19 protein-coding genes are annotated in these 16,780 nt (G+C 39.6%); 5 read left to right on the plus strand and 14 right to left on the minus strand.

The genetic code is table 11. The annotated features are described in order from the left end of the window. The first annotated feature begins 2 nt into the window (after positions 1-2). Complete coding sequence (locus EHQ64_RS14840) at positions 3-848, plus strand: inositol monophosphatase family protein (RefSeq protein ID WP_008589950.1); 846 nt, start codon at positions 3-5, stop codon at positions 846-848. A gap of 6 nt (positions 849-854) precedes the next feature. Here EHQ64_RS14840 and EHQ64_RS14845 read toward each other — a convergent pair whose 3' ends face one another. From EHQ64_RS14845 to fliG, 6 genes are all read right to left on the minus strand, one after another. Then, complete coding sequence (locus EHQ64_RS14845; RefSeq protein ID WP_135650490.1) at positions 855-1,226, minus strand: c-type cytochrome; 372 nt, start codon at positions 1,224-1,226, stop codon at positions 855-857. 10 nt (positions 1,227-1,236) lie between these two features. Next, complete coding sequence (locus EHQ64_RS14850) at positions 1,237-1,941, minus strand: urate hydroxylase PuuD (protein WP_167882409.1); 705 nt, start codon at positions 1,939-1,941, stop codon at positions 1,237-1,239. A gap of 148 nt (positions 1,942-2,089) precedes the next feature. Further along, positions 2,090-3,283 (minus strand): LIC10025 family lipoprotein, encoded by a 1,194-nt coding sequence (locus EHQ64_RS14855; RefSeq protein WP_246048781.1) that lies wholly within the window; start codon positions 3,281-3,283, stop codon positions 2,090-2,092. A 1-nt stretch (position 3,284) separates the two neighbouring features. Next, a complete protein-coding gene (locus EHQ64_RS14860) occupies positions 3,285-3,776 on the minus strand; it encodes a hypothetical protein (protein WP_246048782.1) in 492 nt (163 codons plus the stop codon). 143 nt (positions 3,777-3,919) lie between these two features. Next, positions 3,920-5,854, minus strand: coding sequence for an adenylate/guanylate cyclase domain-containing protein (locus EHQ64_RS14865; protein WP_135650616.1), 1,935 nt, complete (start codon positions 5,852-5,854; stop codon positions 3,920-3,922). Positions 5,855-6,122: 268 nt separating this feature from the next. Continuing rightward, entirely contained in the window at positions 6,123-7,136 is a 1,014-nt protein-coding gene (fliG, locus tag EHQ64_RS14870; protein WP_008589915.1) for a flagellar motor switch protein FliG, read from the minus strand. Between the two features lie 133 nt (positions 7,137-7,269). Between fliG and EHQ64_RS14875 the strand changes: the two genes are divergently transcribed. Then, the gene (locus EHQ64_RS14875; RefSeq protein ID WP_135650496.1) at positions 7,270-7,632 is read left to right on the plus strand and encodes an arsenate reductase family protein; all 363 of its coding nucleotides are present in this window, start codon (positions 7,270-7,272) and stop codon (positions 7,630-7,632) included. A 17-nt stretch (positions 7,633-7,649) separates the two neighbouring features. On the opposite strand, the gene EHQ64_RS14880 is transcribed toward EHQ64_RS14875, so the two are convergent. The 5 genes from EHQ64_RS14880 to EHQ64_RS14900 all read right to left on the minus strand — a co-directional run bounded on the left by EHQ64_RS14880 (position 7,650) and on the right by EHQ64_RS14900 (position 11,499). Continuing rightward, a complete protein-coding gene (locus tag EHQ64_RS14880; protein ID WP_135650498.1) occupies positions 7,650-8,639 on the minus strand; it encodes an aldo/keto reductase in 990 nt (329 codons plus the stop codon). A 94-nt stretch (positions 8,640-8,733) separates the two neighbouring features. Continuing rightward, on the minus strand, positions 8,734-9,351 hold the full coding sequence (locus tag EHQ64_RS14885) for an L-threonylcarbamoyladenylate synthase (RefSeq protein WP_135650500.1): 618 nt from the start codon (positions 9,349-9,351) through the stop codon (positions 8,734-8,736). Beyond that, on the minus strand, positions 9,348-10,091 hold the full coding sequence (locus EHQ64_RS14890; RefSeq protein WP_135650502.1) for an SDR family NAD(P)-dependent oxidoreductase: 744 nt from the start codon (positions 10,089-10,091) through the stop codon (positions 9,348-9,350). Before EHQ64_RS14890 ends, EHQ64_RS14885 begins: the two co-directional genes overlap by 4 nt. Continuing rightward, the gene (locus tag EHQ64_RS14895; protein ID WP_135650504.1) at positions 10,088-10,591 is read right to left on the minus strand and encodes a hypothetical protein; all 504 of its coding nucleotides are present in this window, start codon (positions 10,589-10,591) and stop codon (positions 10,088-10,090) included. Before EHQ64_RS14895 ends, EHQ64_RS14890 begins: the two co-directional genes overlap by 4 nt. A gap of 38 nt (positions 10,592-10,629) precedes the next feature. Further along, on the minus strand, positions 10,630-11,499 hold the full coding sequence (locus EHQ64_RS14900) for a hypothetical protein (protein WP_135650506.1): 870 nt from the start codon (positions 11,497-11,499) through the stop codon (positions 10,630-10,632). 72 nt (positions 11,500-11,571) lie between these two features. On the opposite strand from EHQ64_RS14900, the gene EHQ64_RS14905 reads away from it, so the two are divergent. After that, positions 11,572-12,126 carry a nucleoside triphosphate pyrophosphatase gene (locus EHQ64_RS14905; protein ID WP_135650508.1) on the plus strand — a complete coding sequence of 185 codons (555 nt, stop codon included), beginning with the start codon at positions 11,572-11,574 and terminating at the stop codon, positions 12,124-12,126. A 22-nt stretch (positions 12,127-12,148) separates the two neighbouring features. Here the strand turns inward: EHQ64_RS14905 and EHQ64_RS14910 are convergent, their stop codons facing one another. Further along, the gene (locus EHQ64_RS14910; RefSeq protein ID WP_135650510.1) at positions 12,149-12,370 is read right to left on the minus strand and encodes a hypothetical protein; all 222 of its coding nucleotides are present in this window, start codon (positions 12,368-12,370) and stop codon (positions 12,149-12,151) included. Positions 12,371-12,476: 106 nt separating this feature from the next. On the opposite strand from EHQ64_RS14910, the gene EHQ64_RS14915 reads away from it, so the two are divergent. After that, complete coding sequence (locus EHQ64_RS14915) at positions 12,477-13,571, plus strand: DNA polymerase III subunit delta (RefSeq protein ID WP_425460436.1); 1,095 nt, start codon at positions 12,477-12,479, stop codon at positions 13,569-13,571. Here EHQ64_RS14915 and EHQ64_RS14920 read toward each other — a convergent pair. Together EHQ64_RS14920 and EHQ64_RS14925 are read right to left on the minus strand one after the other, a co-directional pair. After that, a complete protein-coding gene (locus EHQ64_RS14920; RefSeq protein WP_135650514.1) occupies positions 13,516-14,412 on the minus strand; it encodes an AAA-type ATPase lid domain-containing protein in 897 nt (298 codons plus the stop codon). The genes EHQ64_RS14915 and EHQ64_RS14920 overlap by 56 nt on opposite strands. A 5-nt stretch (positions 14,413-14,417) precedes the next feature. Next, positions 14,418-15,992, minus strand: coding sequence for an LIC10012 family protein (locus EHQ64_RS14925; protein ID WP_135650515.1), 1,575 nt, complete (start codon positions 15,990-15,992; stop codon positions 14,418-14,420). Between the two features lie 134 nt (positions 15,993-16,126). On the opposite strand from EHQ64_RS14925, the gene EHQ64_RS14930 reads away from it, so the two are divergent. After that, positions 16,127-16,681, plus strand: coding sequence for a lipoprotein LipL21 (locus EHQ64_RS14930; protein WP_008589617.1), 555 nt, complete (start codon positions 16,127-16,129; stop codon positions 16,679-16,681). Positions 16,682-16,780: the final 99 nt, after the last annotated feature.

Genomic DNA, 16,780 nt, shown 5'->3' on the forward strand with positions numbered 1-16,780 from the left:
ATATGGAATCGTTAGCGCCTCCCATTGATTTCCCGCTCGAAGAAGTGAAGAAGAGGGTAAAATCAGTCCAATCCGTATCCGGGCTTATTCTGGAATCTGCAAGGAAACTCCAAAAAGAGATCCGAGTCTTCGGGATCGTAAGCGACTCAGAAGAAAAAGAAAGAATTCATAAAGCGGACGAATTGATGGGAAAGTTCCTAATCGATTTCATTCGCCAAAACTTTCCAAACGATTCCATCATATCGGAAGATTATTTTAAACACGACGGCAGCAATTCTTTCCGCTGGGTATTAGACCCGATAGACGGTTCCATGAACTTTGTCCGTGGGATCCCTTTGTATTGTGTCTCCGTAGGATTGGAACATAGAGAAACTCCAGTAGCAGGAGTTGTATTCGCTCCTGAGTTAGACACTCGTTATTCTGCAATATTAAGCCAAGGCGCTTTTAAGAACGGACTCCGCATCGATGTCTCTAATACGGATGCACTCGCTCGTTCTCTTTTAGTTTCCAGCTTTCCTACAAACAGAAAGGAGATCTTAAACGAAGTGATCTCCGACATCACAGCATTTATTAGCTGCGGTAGATCTATGAGAAGAACCGGTTCTTTCGTTTTAGATACTTGCTGGGTCGCAGAAGGTGTACTGGATGGGATCTGGGAGAAGGGAGTAAAACTTTGGGATACTGTCGCTAGTTCCGTAATTTTAACCGAAGCAGGTGGAAAATTGACCGACTTTCAAGGAAAACATTTCTTGTCGGGTCAGGCAGAAGTAGTCGCTTCCAATGGAAGGATCCATAAACAGATCATTGATATTCTCAGAAATGTTCGGATCTCCATCGGAAGAAACTGATCTAGATCACTGTTTCAAAAACTCTTCTAAAGATTTTAGTTGAGCCTCTGTAAAATTAAATCGAGTCATAGCCGCACTCTGACGTTTTGGAGTGTAACCCTGAGGATATTCTCCTCTCATTCTCGCTTCCAATAACTCGTAGGATGAATTTGCAACAGAAGGCCCTACCGCTCCGTCGAGTTTCGGGTTGGTGTTATGGCATGCGATACAGCTCGCCATATACAGGCCTTTCCCTGCTTCTGCTTCCGGAGAGAGAGGTTTGGATTCTTTACAAAAACCAAAACTTACAAAAATAACTGAGAGTAGCAGAGCAAAAAAAGAAAGGCGGTAAATACCGCCCTTCTCGCTCCCACTCCGATTTACTTGGAATGGATTCATTCTATATTCCTTATGCAGTTAAAAGAACTTCCATCAGAACATAGGTAAACAATGCGAAGATCACTCCGCTTGTAATTACCGCTTTTACCGTTTTGATCGGCTTCACAGTCGGTCCATTTTGATCAGCTCTCAAAGCATTCACTTCGAAAATAATGATCAGAAGTACGATAATTCCTAAGAATACTCTCAATTTTTCAGGGCTGTAATTTAATGGAAGATTACGAGCCGCTCCCATTGCGAAAAGCATCGGGATAGAGAAAAGAGTGTTTGTTCTAGAAGCTACAAAAGCGCGGTTCGCATTCGGAGCAGGATCAACAGTCGTTTCTCCTTTTGCCTTTGCGATTACAACTTTTTGATTCGGCCAGATCACGAACCAAACGTTCGCCCACATAACTGTTCCGAATAATGCACCTACTAAAATTACTACGACCCATTGAGAGTTATGAGGAATACCTTGAACTCCGAGAGCGATTACGATCATCGCGATCCCAGATAAGAAAGTAAACATTGCTCCCCAACGGAACCACCATAGAGCGCGTGGAACCAATTTCTGAGTTGCATTCTTCTTTGTATCAGCATCGGTTTCGTTGAAGAAAGGGCCTTGTACGAAGTTAAAGTAGTACAACATTCCGATCCAAGTCACCCCGGCAAGAAAATGAATGTACTTAACTAAGTAATAAAGTCCGTTCGTCGTGGTAAACAGGGTAAATTCCATGATTCCTCCGAACACAGTTCTAAAAATTTTATCCGATATATAAACCGGATCAGATTAGAATTATTTGTGAAAGAGGTCCAGTCAAGCAGTTTTGGAAAGTTTCTAAATTGGTTTTCAATACTTCAAGTTAACTTGAAGTTCTTCCAAATCAATTGCCTCTTAAATCTTTTATGATACTTTTTCCTAACTCTGGAAAAAATGCGGGCTCATCATCTTCGTCGCTCGACTTAAAAGGAAGGAATCTATCTCTGAAAATTTCGGAGTGGGAAGTTAGTAGAACTTTGGTTTTGTTCCCATTCCGTTTGGTTCTAGTTTCAAAGCGAGTTCCACCTTTCCCATCGGATCCTTCCACTAATAGTTTGAAACTTCCCTCGGCATATTCTTCCATATTTCCCGGAATGAAAAAATTAACAGCACCTGGTGGAAAGATCGACAGAAATCTTCCACCGATCGTAGTCTCCGGAATTTTGCTATAATATCCGGATACTGTATCCGTATTTCCTGTACGAGAGAATTTTAGAGTGTAGCCAAGTCCTCGGATATCTATCTTCAAACCATATATATTAATGAATAGATATGTGCGAAGATATAAAGTTTTGGGACTAGACCAATATCCTTTTGGAGAATTCGGGATCCCTAATATAAGTTTATGACCTTCATTATAAAATTCCCAACCTTTATCGAATCCACCTGGCTGAAATAATTGAAATCGAAATGCTACCTGATTTAATCGTTTGGTCCATTTTTTATAAGCGATCGGAAATTGTTCCTTCATTCTTTCCGAAATTGTATAAGTTAAAAAGATAGAATTCCCTTCTTTTCTTAATTCGCAATCAAACTGATGGCATAAGAATTTTTGTAGATGAGAGGACTCTTCTACTTTACTTGATTCAGATTTACGAAGATATTCCACAGTTTCTTCGATCATTGGAAACACATCGAATACGCTTATTTCTGGTGAGATCATCTCCACAGTTCGAGTGATCTTATAGATTGGTTTCGTATAGAATTCTGTAGGTTCCGCTTTTATAAAGATAGAATAGGGGCTTTCCGGAAAAACAGGATAAGGAGAATCCGATAGTTCTTTCTTATATCGATTTCCCTCTTCGGATAATCGAAATGCTAAAGTATAATTATCATCCTTCTTATAGAATTTTTCTTCTCCGTCTCGTTCCGGGTTTCCATATAAAATATTTCGAACTGGATCGTCTTTAAACTCAGTTTGGATAAAATTCTGGTATTTGAAGTATTTTTCGAAGTAATCCGCTGCCTGAGGATTTTTTCTCACACAATCCGTGATCAAAGGAAACGTTAGTAAGAGTAAATATGCATGTCTTCTCATATTAATTTTCCTTTTTCACCAATTTATAAAGTTCCAAAACCTTGGAGTCGTCTACGGATTCGAAGTATTCTTTATGGATCAATATACCTTTAGGAGAGTAGACTCTTAGAAAGGACTTACCTTCCGATAAACCTTCTGAAAGTATTCCTTCCTTATCCAATAAGATGCTCTCATAATCTTTATCTTTTTCATTCAGTATATAATCGAAGACGGAAGAAGGAGCTCCCTTTAGATTCAAATAGGCTGTAAATAAAACTTTATCTTCGTCTTTTAATAAGGTCTGCATCTTCCAATAGATTTTGCGACCATGTTTTCTACATGAAACGATATCTTTGAAACCGCAACCGAGTAAGAAGTATGTTTTACCTTTCGCGGTCGTTGAACGGAAAACTTCTCCTCTTTGATCGGCTAGCTTGAAATTCGGAAGTTTTTCCCCGGGTTCTGCTCCAAGCTGATATGTAAAAAAGGATAAAATAAGTAAGAGTGGAAGCATTCCGTGTTTCATATTCTAAGACTTTTTTACTGAGATCGATTTCAATGGAATGTAAAAGGAATTACAAACCTGAATAAAGGATCTGAAAGTAAAATTTGAAATACGTTCCCGGAATTCGGAACGAATGACTATAATTCAGGAATTTATTTCCTATGGAGTCTGAAAATCCCGTCCCAATCTCCGGGTGGGGTCTGCCCAAGGATCACTTTGGTCCTTTTAGCATATAATTTTACGATATTGTCCGTAGGCTTCTCTTTGTATAATTCCCTAAAGATTGAGAATGCATTCTTGAACTGGCCGGCTTTATATAAAGCGATCCCTTCGTTCAATTTGGTTTTAGAGCCTTCTTTCCAATCAATTGATTCAGGTTCATCCGCTTGAAATACTTCGTATAAAATAACTGGCTGTGTTTTTCCTTTGACGATTACAGTATCTATCTCGCGCGCCATAACATCCGAAAGTAAATTTAAACGTAGAAAGGTATGGTGGGTTACTAGTATTTTCGATTTATAAAAACTAGAAAGACTTTGTACTCTAGAAGATAAATTGACTGTATCTCCTACCACTGTAGTATCAATTCTTCTCTCACTACCTACTGTTCCAAGGATCAAAGGCCCGGTGTTTACACCAATTCCTAGGTCGGCTCCTATTCCGATCCCGTCATTCAATGATTCTACATATCGAACCATATCAATAGCAGATTGAAGAGCATTGTCCGCAGAGTTAAAATTTTCTTTTTCTGCGCGATCGCTATGATCGGAAAATAATGCCATGATCGCGTCACCGATATACTTATCTACGAAGCCGGCATTCTTAAATATAATATCTTCAAAAGCAGAGAAGTATCTATTTAGATATTTGATATTCTCATCGGGACTTAACTTCTCGGAGACGGTGGTATAACCTCTTAGATCCGCAAAGAAAACAGACATAGTCTTCTCTTTAGAGTCCCCGATCTTAATTTCCACAGGGCTTTCACGATCTAGAATTGAAATAAATTCGGAAGGAACAAATCTATAAAACGCATCCCTTTGCTTGGAAATTTCCAAGTTCAAAGCTTGTGATTGTTTGTATAGACTTACATAACGAGAGACCAAAAGACTAATGATCACCATTATGAAAACAGAGAATGAGATCTTAAAGAACGGATAATGGAAACCTACGATCTTTGTCATTGCATCGATCGTATCCCAAAGACCGAACAATCCACAAACCCCTATTCCTACAGCTAATTTGACCGAATCCGGTTTCTTTAGTCGGATTGCATTAATCGAAAAGAAGATCACATACAATAACATTGCGAAGAGCAGAATTTGATAAACCGTCAAATTCGGAAGCACATACTCGAATGGAAGAAACCAATTAGTAAGGAATAATATTCCGCTAAGAACGCAGAAAGTCCGAATGATCCAAAATTTCCCTTCCTTTTGATAAAAGAAATCTTTAGCAAAGAGCATAAAGACGGGAACCATCGGGATCAATGCGGCAATTTCACCACGAAAGAACAGCTCAGTATCCGGGCCATCTGGATAATTTATAAACTTATTATAAATATGGAATGTAGTGAGATAAAAGTAAACAGATGAGATTAAAGAAAATAATCCGAAATACAGATAATAAATATCCTGTTTTCTAGTTACGAAAAAGAGAACATGATAGAATCCGAAAATAAAATAGATCCCGAATAGAAATATATCGAAATATTCTGAAGTTGAATTATAGATCTCTTCTAGGGTAGATAATCTGAAATTTTTAGGATGGTAAAAACCGAAATGATCATTTGCTTTTACAGGATTACTGTCCGCAAGACCCTTAAATCTGATCTTGAGTTCGTTTTTTCCCGATTTTAGAATTCCGTAATGCATCGGAATGATTAGCCCTTTTAAAGAACGGTTTTTAGTCAATTTTCCGTCTTCGGTCTTATACCATTCTTCTCTTACTAGATTTCCATTTATATGGATCTTCCAGTTCTCACCGATGTCCGTAATGAAAAGTCCTGTAGGAACTTGTAAAAGTTCGTCGTTCTTTTCTAATACAAACTCAGTCTTAATTTCCACTTCGTGGAGCCCCGAATCCATCGGGATTTGAAATAGAGTATTGAATGTCCAAGGAATATTCGGAAGAGGAGTCCAATCTTCTGCGCTAGCTTCGGCTTTTTTAGTCTTTGGATCTTGCTTCTTATCCGTAGGGCTTTCTACAATCAATCGGCCGGACCATTCTAGATCAGAAAAATCGATCTTTCTTACGGCTTTTTCTTCTTTAATACATCCATACTGCGAAACCAATAAGGCTACGCAGATATAGAAGACAGATCGTTTGTATAAAGTAAGGTCCAGGGTTCGGACCTCACATAACGAGCTCGTCTTCGCCAGCACGTGCGACGACGATGTCTCCGGATTCTTCCAGCTTACGTATGATGTTAACGATCTTCTGCTGAGCGTCTTCCACGTCTTTAATACGGATCGGACCCATGAAGTCCATATCCTCTCGTAAGAGGTTGGCTGCACGTTTGGACATGTTCTTGAAGATCTTCTCCTGCACTTCCGTATCCACCGATTTAAGGGCTTTTGCAAGATCCGAGTTATCCACTTCTCGCAATACCTTTTGGATCGCGCGGTCATCGAGTAGAACGATATCCTCGAATACAAACATCCTTTTCTTGATCTCTTCCGCAAGTTCCGGATCTTCTTCTTCCAAAGCTTCGATGATCGTTTTCTCAGTTCCCCGGTCTACCAAGTTAAGAATTTCTACGACTGAATCGATACCACCGGCAGAGGTATAATCCTCACTCGCCAATGTGGAAAGTTTCCTTTCTAATACCCGCTCAACTTCTCGGAGAACGTCCGGAGAAACTCGGTCCATCGTAGCGATACGTTTTGCAACTTCTGCCTGGATCGTATGAGGCAATCCGGATAAGATACTTGATGCCTTTTGTGGATCTAAATAAGATAAAATTAATGCGATTGTCTGAGGGTGTTCGTTCTGGATAAAGTTTAATAAGTGCTGAGGGTCAGTTCTACGGATGAAGTCGAAAGGACGAACTTGTAAACTCGATGTGAGTCGATTGATAATATCGATCGCTTTTTGGTTACCAAGAGCTTTCTCTAAGAGTCCTCTTGCAAAGTCGATACCACCATTGGAAATGAATTCCTGAGCCATCATTAGCTCGTTGAATTCTACGAGGACCTTCTCCTTATCTTCCGGAGTGATCTTATCCAAACGTGCGATCTCGAACGTGATCTGTTCGATCTCGTCTTCACGTAAATGTTTGAAAATTTCTGAAGATACGTCGGACCCTACGGCGATCAAAAATATGGCCGCTTTCTGTCTTCCGGTTAGAGAGGTCTTTTTATTCAGCACTTTGGGAGCGTCCTAAGGAATACTATCGGCAAAACTCACGATTTTCAAGGTAAAGTTTTTTTGCCAGTTCCGGCTTGCAAAGACGACATAAATTCCAAATCTGGGAAGGGAAGCCCGGGTAGGAGATCCAACCTTGAAACTGAAAGTATACGAATACAAAAATTGCAGCACCTGCAGGAACGCTCTTAAATACTTAGATGGAAAAAAGATCCCTTTCGAAAAGAAAGCTATCCGAGAAACCCCGCCTACCAAGGCGGAATTGAAAAAAATGTTGGGGTATCTAGGCGGAGAATCCAAAAAACTTTTCAATACCTCCGGCGGAGATTACAAGGAATTAGGGTTAAAAGATAAGCTTGCCGGAATGAGCCTGGACGAACAGTTCGAGCTACTTTCTTCAAATGGGAATTTAGTAAAAAGACCTTTCGTCTTAGGAGAAAACTTCGGACTAGTCGGCTTTAAAGAAGAAGAGTGGAAGGCCGCTCTCAAATCGAAATAAGCCATCCAAATCCAAAATTATCTTCCTACAGAATTGATCGTAGAAGCCGGATAACGTAAACCATGAGCCGCGCCTTTCGGAGCAACCGAATCAATGCGGCTCAGATCTTCTTTGGAAAGTTTTACTGAACTAGCTTCTATATTTTCCTCTAAATACTTTCTTCTTTTTGTTCCGGCAATCGGAACAATATCTTCACCCTGGGCCAAGACCCAAGCGAGAGCGAGTTGCCCTGGAGTAACAGATTTTTCTGAAGCGATCTCTTTGATCTTAGCGACTAGCTCCATATTTTTTTGGAAGTTCTCTCCTTGGAAACGAGGAGAATTCCTTCTGAAATCCTTTGGATCCAGATCTTCAAATTTTTGGATCTGACCGGTTAAAAACCCACGGCCCAAAGGACTATAAGCAACGAATCCGATCCCAAACTCTCTACAAGCTTGGAGGATCCCGTCTTCCGGATCTCTTGTCCAAAGGGAGTACTCGGTTTGAAGAGCTGAGATCGGATGGACTTTCGCCGCTCTTCGAATCGTCTCTGCTCCCGCTTCTGATAATCCAATGTATTTTACTTTTCCTTCTTTTACGAGCTCGGCCATCGCACCCACTGTTTCTTCGATAGGAGTATCAGGATCCACCCTGTGTTGATAATATAGATCAATTGTATCTACTCCGAGACGTTTCAAACTTCCTTCACAAGAAGCTTTTACATATTCCGGTTTTCCATTATATCCTCTTTTATAAGGATCGTTCGGATCACGCACGATACCGAACTTGGTAGCGATCACAACTTGATCACGTTTTCCTTGGATTGCTTTTCCTAAAAGTTCTTCATTCTTATAAGGTCCGTACATATCGGCAGTGTCAAATAGAGTGACGCCTAGATCTATGGCTCTGTGAATTGTAGCGATGGATTCATTATCATCCGTTTGTCCGTAAAAATCGGACATACCCATACAACCTAATCCTTGCTCGGATATTAATGGCCCGATCTTTCCCAATTGTCTTTTTTGCATGATTGCCTCCAAAGATGAATAAAGATAAAAGTACTTATTCTCAGACTTATTTAAGAGTTATAGTTCTTAGAAATTAATTCAGAAGAATAGAAGATCAAAGACTATTGATCTGTTCGATTCCTTTTCCTTCTCGTAAAATCGAAATACCGTCTCCGGTACAATCCAGAATGGTGGACAATTCTAATTCCAAGATCCCACCGTCTATAATCCCATCCACTCTAGCTCCGTATTCCTTCTCGATCATATCAACATCCGTCACGAATTCATCCTTAAAGAAAACAGATGTAGAAGTAAGCGGATTAGGATGAAGTTCCAACAAGGTTTGTAGGTATTTAGAATCGGGTATTCTGATCCCTATATTCTTATCTTTCTGATTGGAAAACGAAACTCTGGGTAGGTGTTTGTTCGCTTTTACTATGAATGTGAAAGGCCCTGGAGTTATCCTCTTCATCAAACGAAATGCTTCGTTGGATAATTGCTCCATATAATTGGAAGCCGTAGAAATATCCGCGCACAAAAGAGAGAGGGGTTGGTTCTTAGAAATGTTCTTCAGCTTATATAATTTCTCAACTCCAGCATGGGATTGAGAATCTGCTACCAGACCATAGACAGTATCGGTAGGAAATACATACACCCCTCCCTCGGATAATTTTTTAGAAATTTGTCCAAGGGTCCTTATTTCGGGATTTTGGGGATGTAATTCAAGGATCATATACCGGAAGTAACACCTCCATCTACTATGATGGCTTGTCCCGTAACATAAGCAGCCGCATCGGATGCTAAAAATACAGCTGCTCCGGAAAGATCTTCCGGTTTACCAAGTCTAGATAAAGGGATCCTTGCTTTCATCTGCTCTAAAACTTCCGGTCTTTCTTTGATCATTTCTGTCATATCTGTATCTATAAATCCAGGGCAGATGGCATTCACTCTATACCCGGACCCTGCCCATTCTACAGCGAGTGCCTTGGTCATATTGATAACCGCACCTTTCGTTCCACAATATACGGAAGCGAACTTAGTTCCTACAATACCTAGGACTGAGGCAATGTTAATAATGTTCCCACCCTTTTTCTTATGTATTTTATAATAAGCCTGACAAGAGCGGAACACTCCTACAAAATTCGTTTGAGTGACATTCTGAATGTCGTCTTCTTTAAAAAAGCCTGCAGGTAGATTCGTTGCTACTCCCGCATTATTAACGAGCACATCTAGCTTTCCATGTTTTTTGCTCAATGTTTCGATAATTGGATCCATTGAACCGGGTTGACGAATATCAGCAGCAAAAGCTTCGATCCCACTTCCTTCCAAACGTTTAATAGATTCTGCAGAAGATCCGGTGCCATATACGATCGCACCTGCGTCCAAAAATCCTTGAGCGATCTGTCTACCGATCCCTCTAGTTGCACCTGTTACTAATACTGTTTTGCCGCTTAAATCGAATACGTTTTTCAAAATTCTCCTCCTTTCTCGGTATTTTTAGGCTCTGAATAATACACTTTAGGCTTGTTGCCTTCTCCCAATACACTGCAAGGATGTTTGGAACGGTCTTTGTCGGACCTCCTACCTGCGGAAATATCGTATCTTTCGAATAACTTTTTAGAATCTATTCTCATGTTATTTCCGTAATCCGTATTGGTTGCTTTGATCTTTTCTTTTTTCTTAGAGAGAGGCTCAGTAGGATCTTCAGGTTCGTTTTCCTGCTTAACCTGCTCTTCTATCTTATAATCGTTTTTCAGGATCCCACGATCTATATAATGAGAGTATCCTTCGTATTCTTCATGAAAAGGATCACAGTCGGAAAGATCCGGATTCACTACGATCTTATCACAAAAGATACCGAACCAATCGCAGCCTGTCTCGAAAGTAAAATTCCTAAAGTTCTGAAGATTGAATCCCCTACAGGAAGATAGAAACAGAATGGAGAAAAGTAAGACTATTTTGAATGACTTCATATCTTATTCTTACTTTCGGAAGAAAGGTGTGATTTCCCCTATTTTTTGCCTTCCGACTCGGTTTGAGCCGGAGGTTTCAGATCCGCCGGTTTTTTTCCTGTGCGGGATTGATATACGCTTAGGATGGCTTGCTTTTCCTTTTGGCGATTTTTCTCTTCTGACTCGTTCAATACTTCCAGACAATCATCCCAGTATTTCACTTCTTCTGGGGTTAAATAATCCGTTTCTAAAACTTTATTTTTACTTAATCTTTCTTCCGATTCAAGCTTTCCTTCTTTTGCTTTTTCCAAAAGAATTTTAGCCTTATAAAGTTGTAAAAGGCCTTGCTTAGCAAAATACAAATTTTGCCCTTGGTTTCCGATCTCCCTTTCTAATTTTGCTGCCTGCCAAGTATCTCTATAGATCTGCAGATGTTTTTCCATGACTGGAATATATTGTCTTCCTGGAGCTTCGGTGTTCAACTTTAGATCTACCACTTTCGGTTGGATATCTTTCTCCAAAGCATCGGAACGATTGAAAACATCTTTTGCTTGGTTCTCTGCAAGTTGATCCAATTTCGTTTTTAGAGTTTGGAATTGGTTTCCGGCAGGATCCCAATCTCCTCTTTGAAAGGCGGACTCCGCTTTTGCATAATCACTCAATGAAGTATCCCAATCCGCCTTCTTTCCGAAATTCAAAAGACTGGTCCTTAGATATCTAAGAGATATCCAGGATTTTTTTCGTAATGAATACGCTTTTGATTTAGGATCTACATTTGGATTCGTAGTACTCGGTTTGGCCTCCGGACTATCAGCAGGTGCAACTTTTTTAGCTTCTTGGGAATAAGAAGAAGTGAAAGCAACGAGTAAGACAAGAATTACCGAAACTAGGGTGCGTATAGAGAAGAATGATCTAAGAAATAAATTCATTGGTTCGATCCGTGCGAACATTGATACTGGGAAAAGGAGTGTCTGGCAAGGCTTTTCTTTCAAAATGGACATATGCTCATTCTGAGATCCCAATCTCCTAGAAGAAAAGAGATCCTACATTCTCTGGGATTAAAATTTGAAATCGCTCCTATACCGACGGATGAAACTAGTTTTGAAAAAGAAACACCTGTTCGGTACTTAGAAAGAGTGAGCATAGCAAAGTTAGGGCCTTTACCAACTGATCCGAATGAGGTGATAATTTCCTCAGATACGATCGTAGTGTTTGATGAAAAAATTTTACAAAAGCCTGCAAACGAGCAAGAGGCGTTCGAAATGATCTCAATGCTCTCAGGAAAAACTCATCAAGTGTATTCCGGTTTGGGTATCAGAACAAACCAAGATACGATCTTCGACTTTGATATGTCCGATGTGGAATTTCATCCATGGAATGATCCGCAGATCTTAGATTATATTCGAACCTCTAAACCTTTTGACAAAGCAGGATCGTATGGCATCCAAGATATTAATTCTCCTGCAAAGAATTTCAATGGTTCTTATTTAAATATACTCGGGTTTCCGATCCGAAAATTTTTCCAATACCATTCTTTATGGAGAAAGTATCTTTGATCGTATTAAAGGAAAGGAATGCTCAGACGTAAAAGTCTAGCATGCGGCCTTTGGAAAGAGAAGGATCCTGTCCCTGAGAACTACCTTCCGGCCCGTACAGTTTTAGAGATTTTCCCATATCAGAAAAATCCCTTTGTCGGATCGGCTCGATCGCAGGAACTCGAGACTGATTCAAGATCGGTTTGATATAAGCAAGATAGTCTTCTTGGGAAGAAATTCTTTGTACACCGTCGCTGATTCTCATATGGCTCGAACCTGATATTATTATCGGAAAATTCCCCACTTACTTTAGGAAAAGATCGCAGATCATGAGCTTGACTCTCCCGCAAATCCGCTCAAAATGATTTATTGTGGCCGAATCGAAAGTTTCCAATTCCTACGATAATCTAATCGATTTTCTGCATAAGACAAAGCCATCTCTGGAATCTTTGCCTTCTATCTTATTTGTAGTTTCCCAGGATTCTTACGAATTCGGAGTGGTAAGCGATTTGTATAAGGCCGCTTATAAAAAAAGCGCAGATCCTTATGAGATTGTAGTTTTTGTCGCAGAGCCAGGTGACTTAGAAAATTTTCAAAACGAAGCGGGGAACTTGGATATGTTTGCCGCTCAGAAATTATTCATTATCAAATCGGGAGTTACATTCTTCAAACCCTGGCTTGGAAAAACCAAATCTAAGTCTTCTCCCAAATCCTTCTCCGTTCCGGACACAGTAAAAATATTGATCCACTATGATCATTGGGATCTTCCAAAAGAGCTTATATCTATTTTTGGAGAACATACTTCTCATTTCAAATCATCCAAAATTTTCCCGGATAAGCGTAAGGAAGCTTTTCTAAGAGCATCTAAAGAAGTGGAAGTAAAGTTGGATGAAGAAGCAGAAGAAGAATTTTTACTGAAAGTAAACCCGAGTGCCGGAGCTTATTTAAAAAACTTAGAAAAACTAAAACTCTATTTAGGTAAAAAAAGTTTCGGGATCACGGATCTAAAAGAAGTACTTTTTCAAAGTTCGGAATTCAGTTCTTCCGAGATCGTAGATTACTTTTTCGAAAAGGACTACGGAAGATTTTCCAGAGAATTTTCCAAATTTAAGATCGGCAAAGATTCGCTTCTAATCTTTCTCTCCTTACTAAAAGACCATTTAGATAAATTACGAATTTATAAAATAATTTATAGAATGTATGATAAGGTATTGAGTGAAAAGGAACAATCGGACCTTTTAGGAATTGGAAGTTATTCTCCAGCAAGGAAGAATCATACATTCAAAAGATTGAGAAAGGAAAGTTCCGTATTCAATGATATGGAAATCCAGGGATTATACGAATTCCTTTTAGAGATGAACCAAAAGATCAAAACCGGATCTGAAAAAGAAGAAACTGTTTATTACTTCTTCAGGAAGATGGAAGATTTTTTCCATCCTCGGAACCGAACAGTTCGAACTCGGTAATCTTTCTATAAATCGTTCTCTCTGAAATTCCCAAGATCCTTGCGGCTTTCTCTCTATTTCCATTCACAAGGATCAAATTGCGTCGAATAATTTCTCTCTCGTAATCTCTAAGAGGAATTCCTGTGCGAACAGCAAGATCTTCATTCTGTTTATATCCAGTTTCGAAAAGTTCAGGAGGAAGATGTTTTACATCCAATGTCTTTACGTTATGCATAGAGACCATTGCTTCTAATAAATTTTTTAGCTGATGTAAATTCCCAGGATAATCGTACTCTAAAAGGAATTTTCCTAATTTCTCGGAGATCTTAATATTCTTTCGGTTATATCTTTTTCCAATCAGGTCCAAGAAGAAGCGAGTTAAAGGAGGAATATCTTCCTTTCTATCTCTAAGTGTTGGAATTTTAACTTGTAAGGTCTGGATCTCGACCATTAAGGATTCTTGAAGTTTTCCGATTTTTACTTTTTCAGGAAGATCCGGAAAATCTGATAATAGATACCTGTTCTTTCCTCGTTCGTTTCGAATTTTCTGAAGAAGTTGTACTTGATAACTCGGGTTTAAAAAGGAGATCCCTTCTAAAAAGATCGTGCTCCCGACTTTTCCATCCAGTTTCGAAAAAATTTCCGCAGTCTCTTCTTCCGATTCGGAAACCGATAAGTCGAATACTTGATACTGTGGAAATCTATCCTTACAGAATGAATGAAACAAAAGTCCTAAATAACTTTTTCCGGTCCCACTTTCTCCTAAAAGAAGAAGGGGTAGATCCGAAGAGACCGACTGTTTCATTCGATCCATTATTTTGCGAGTAGAAGGGGATAATGCGATAAAATTAGAATCTTCCATGTTCGTTACGGCTGAGAAACTTCCAAAATTTCTCCCTTAACCAAACAATCGAATTTGAACTTTTCCGTATTTCGAAGATAGTTTCGAGCAACGGAAGGATCACATTCTAATGTTTTTGCTGTAGAGAAACTATATCGTTCCAAAGAATCCGGTATTACTTCGACGCCCTCGGAGGAAAAAGAGGATGAAAGAAACGTTACCGCCCAGACTCCTTTTTTTCCTTCCGAAAAATTTCCAGTGTCAGGAACCCTGATCCAGAATGCCTTAGACCCCGATTTTACCAAAACTTTCGGAAAATTTCCGAAATATTCTGAGTTGGAAGCCTCACTTACTGAATTCGCAAAAAGAGAAGAAAAATTACTACGAACCGGTTCGGAAGTCAGGACTTTTTCTTTTTTTACTTCTTCGTAAATGTTTCCTAAACTCCAGGGATTTAGAAAATCTCCCAAAGAATATTTTCCTGCAAATTCCACTTTCTCCAGCGCAGAATCCTCTATTCTCATTTTAGAATCCGGAGATAAGCTCGTACTGAACAGTTTTCCTTCTTTAAAGACCAATGTTTTAGAATCTCGAGGAGTTACGATCTTCTGAAAGTAGGAGATCTCTCGGAATTCTGCACCTCTTTTAGCGGCTTCTTTATGTTCTCTCCTGGAATCCGGTCCGGCGTAAGAAGAATATAGAATAGAGATTTTTGCCCCGATCTGACTTAAACCTTCGATTGAAGCTCCATATCCGCTAGAAGAATTAGAAGCTTTCGCATTCGTGAGAATGCTGATCATTCTATCTTTTTTCTTTCCGGGAGAATCTTCCGAAGTTAGAATCCTTCTTAATCTAATAAGTGCATTGGTAAGATCTTCCGTATTCGATTTACCTTCAGATTTAAAATCCTTCCATTGTTTGATAAATTCTGAACGACTTGATTCTGGATAAACTTTCGAACTGGTTTCGCTAAACACAACTAAACGAAACTTTGTCTCAGGTTGCCAAGAGATAGCTTCCAATTGAGACATAAATTCTTTCCTTTCAGGAGCGTAGGAATGGGAAGCATCCAAAACAAAAATTTGGGATTTAGCAGTTCGAACCGGTTCTCTATAATATTCTTTTATCTTCTTTTTGGGAACCAAAGGAAATGAATCCTTGGTCAACTTCTCTAAGGTCTCAAATAAATCCTTTCTTCCTATGATGGAGTACTCTTCCATTTTAGAAAGATTACAATCATAGACTGAGCGATCGATACGGATCTTTTCTTCGATCCCTAACTGATCTCGGACTACATAATCCGGTTTTAGTTTGGAACAAGTTTGTTTGAATTTTTCTCTCGATACCTGAGGAACTAGAAAATCTTTTATTTCCGGATCGGAAATCGGAGAGAGCTGTTCTTTTATTTGGAGTGAATAGATCCTAGTAGCATAAAACTGACCGAGTTTTGCTAACTCGAAAGGTTTTTCTCCTGTTCCTTCCAAGGATTGAGGAGCTTGTCCTTCCCAATTTCCTGGAAGAAATACTACTGTCGTCGCTATTGCGTCGCTAGCTGATAGGGTTAGCAGAACAAAAAGAAAGATTTGGAAATTTTTTGACAATTGTGCGCTGCGAATAAATATTTTTTTACTAAAAAGTTGGCTGAGTTTAAAATTAAACGTATTCATTAAAAAATGGCTTGCGGAATCCGTTTAATGGATATATTCCTCAATTCCATCTGATCAAGGAGAAAATGATGATCAAGAAAGTAATCGTTATTGCGCTATCTGCTGCATTACTTACCTATTGCGGAGCTAATACTGCTCAAAAAGACGCTACTTCTGTTGGCGACGGAGGATGGTCTTTCGAAGGCTGGGGTGGACCACCTGAGCAAAGAAACGACGGTAAAACTCCAAGAGACACCAATCCTAAAGACTATTATTACATGAAGTTTGCTTCTCGCGCATCTGCTAAAGCAGTCGCGAAAAAAAGTCTCGCTATGATGCAGTCTACTTGCCGTGAAGCTTCCCGCTTACAAGGTGCTTCCGACGTAGTTAAAAAAATGGTCGGTGAGACTGTTGAATCCGCATCCGGAGTTTCTGACGGTGAAGCAACTGCTTCCGTTATCGTTGGTACTTCTGCAGGTATCGTGAAAGGAGTAGGGGTTTACGAGTGTAAAGCTACTGGTCCAGGTTCCGATCCTAATGACGTTTCCAAAGACAACTGGGAAGAATGTCAGTGTGTTATTTACGCTAAATTTCCTGGCGGACGCGACGCTCTCGTAGCAAAAGCTCAAGAAATCGGTAAATAATCTAAGTTTGCAAGATCAGAGTTTTATTCTCTGATTTAGCGCATTCGAAAAACCCTGCCTGAGAAGGTGGGGTTTTTTATTGCCTTTTAAGGATTTGGA

It is taken from the genome of Leptospira sarikeiensis, from assembly GCF_004769615.1.
In the GTDB taxonomy this organism is placed as follows: domain Bacteria; phylum Spirochaetota; class Leptospiria; order Leptospirales; family Leptospiraceae; genus Leptospira_B; species Leptospira_B sarikeiensis.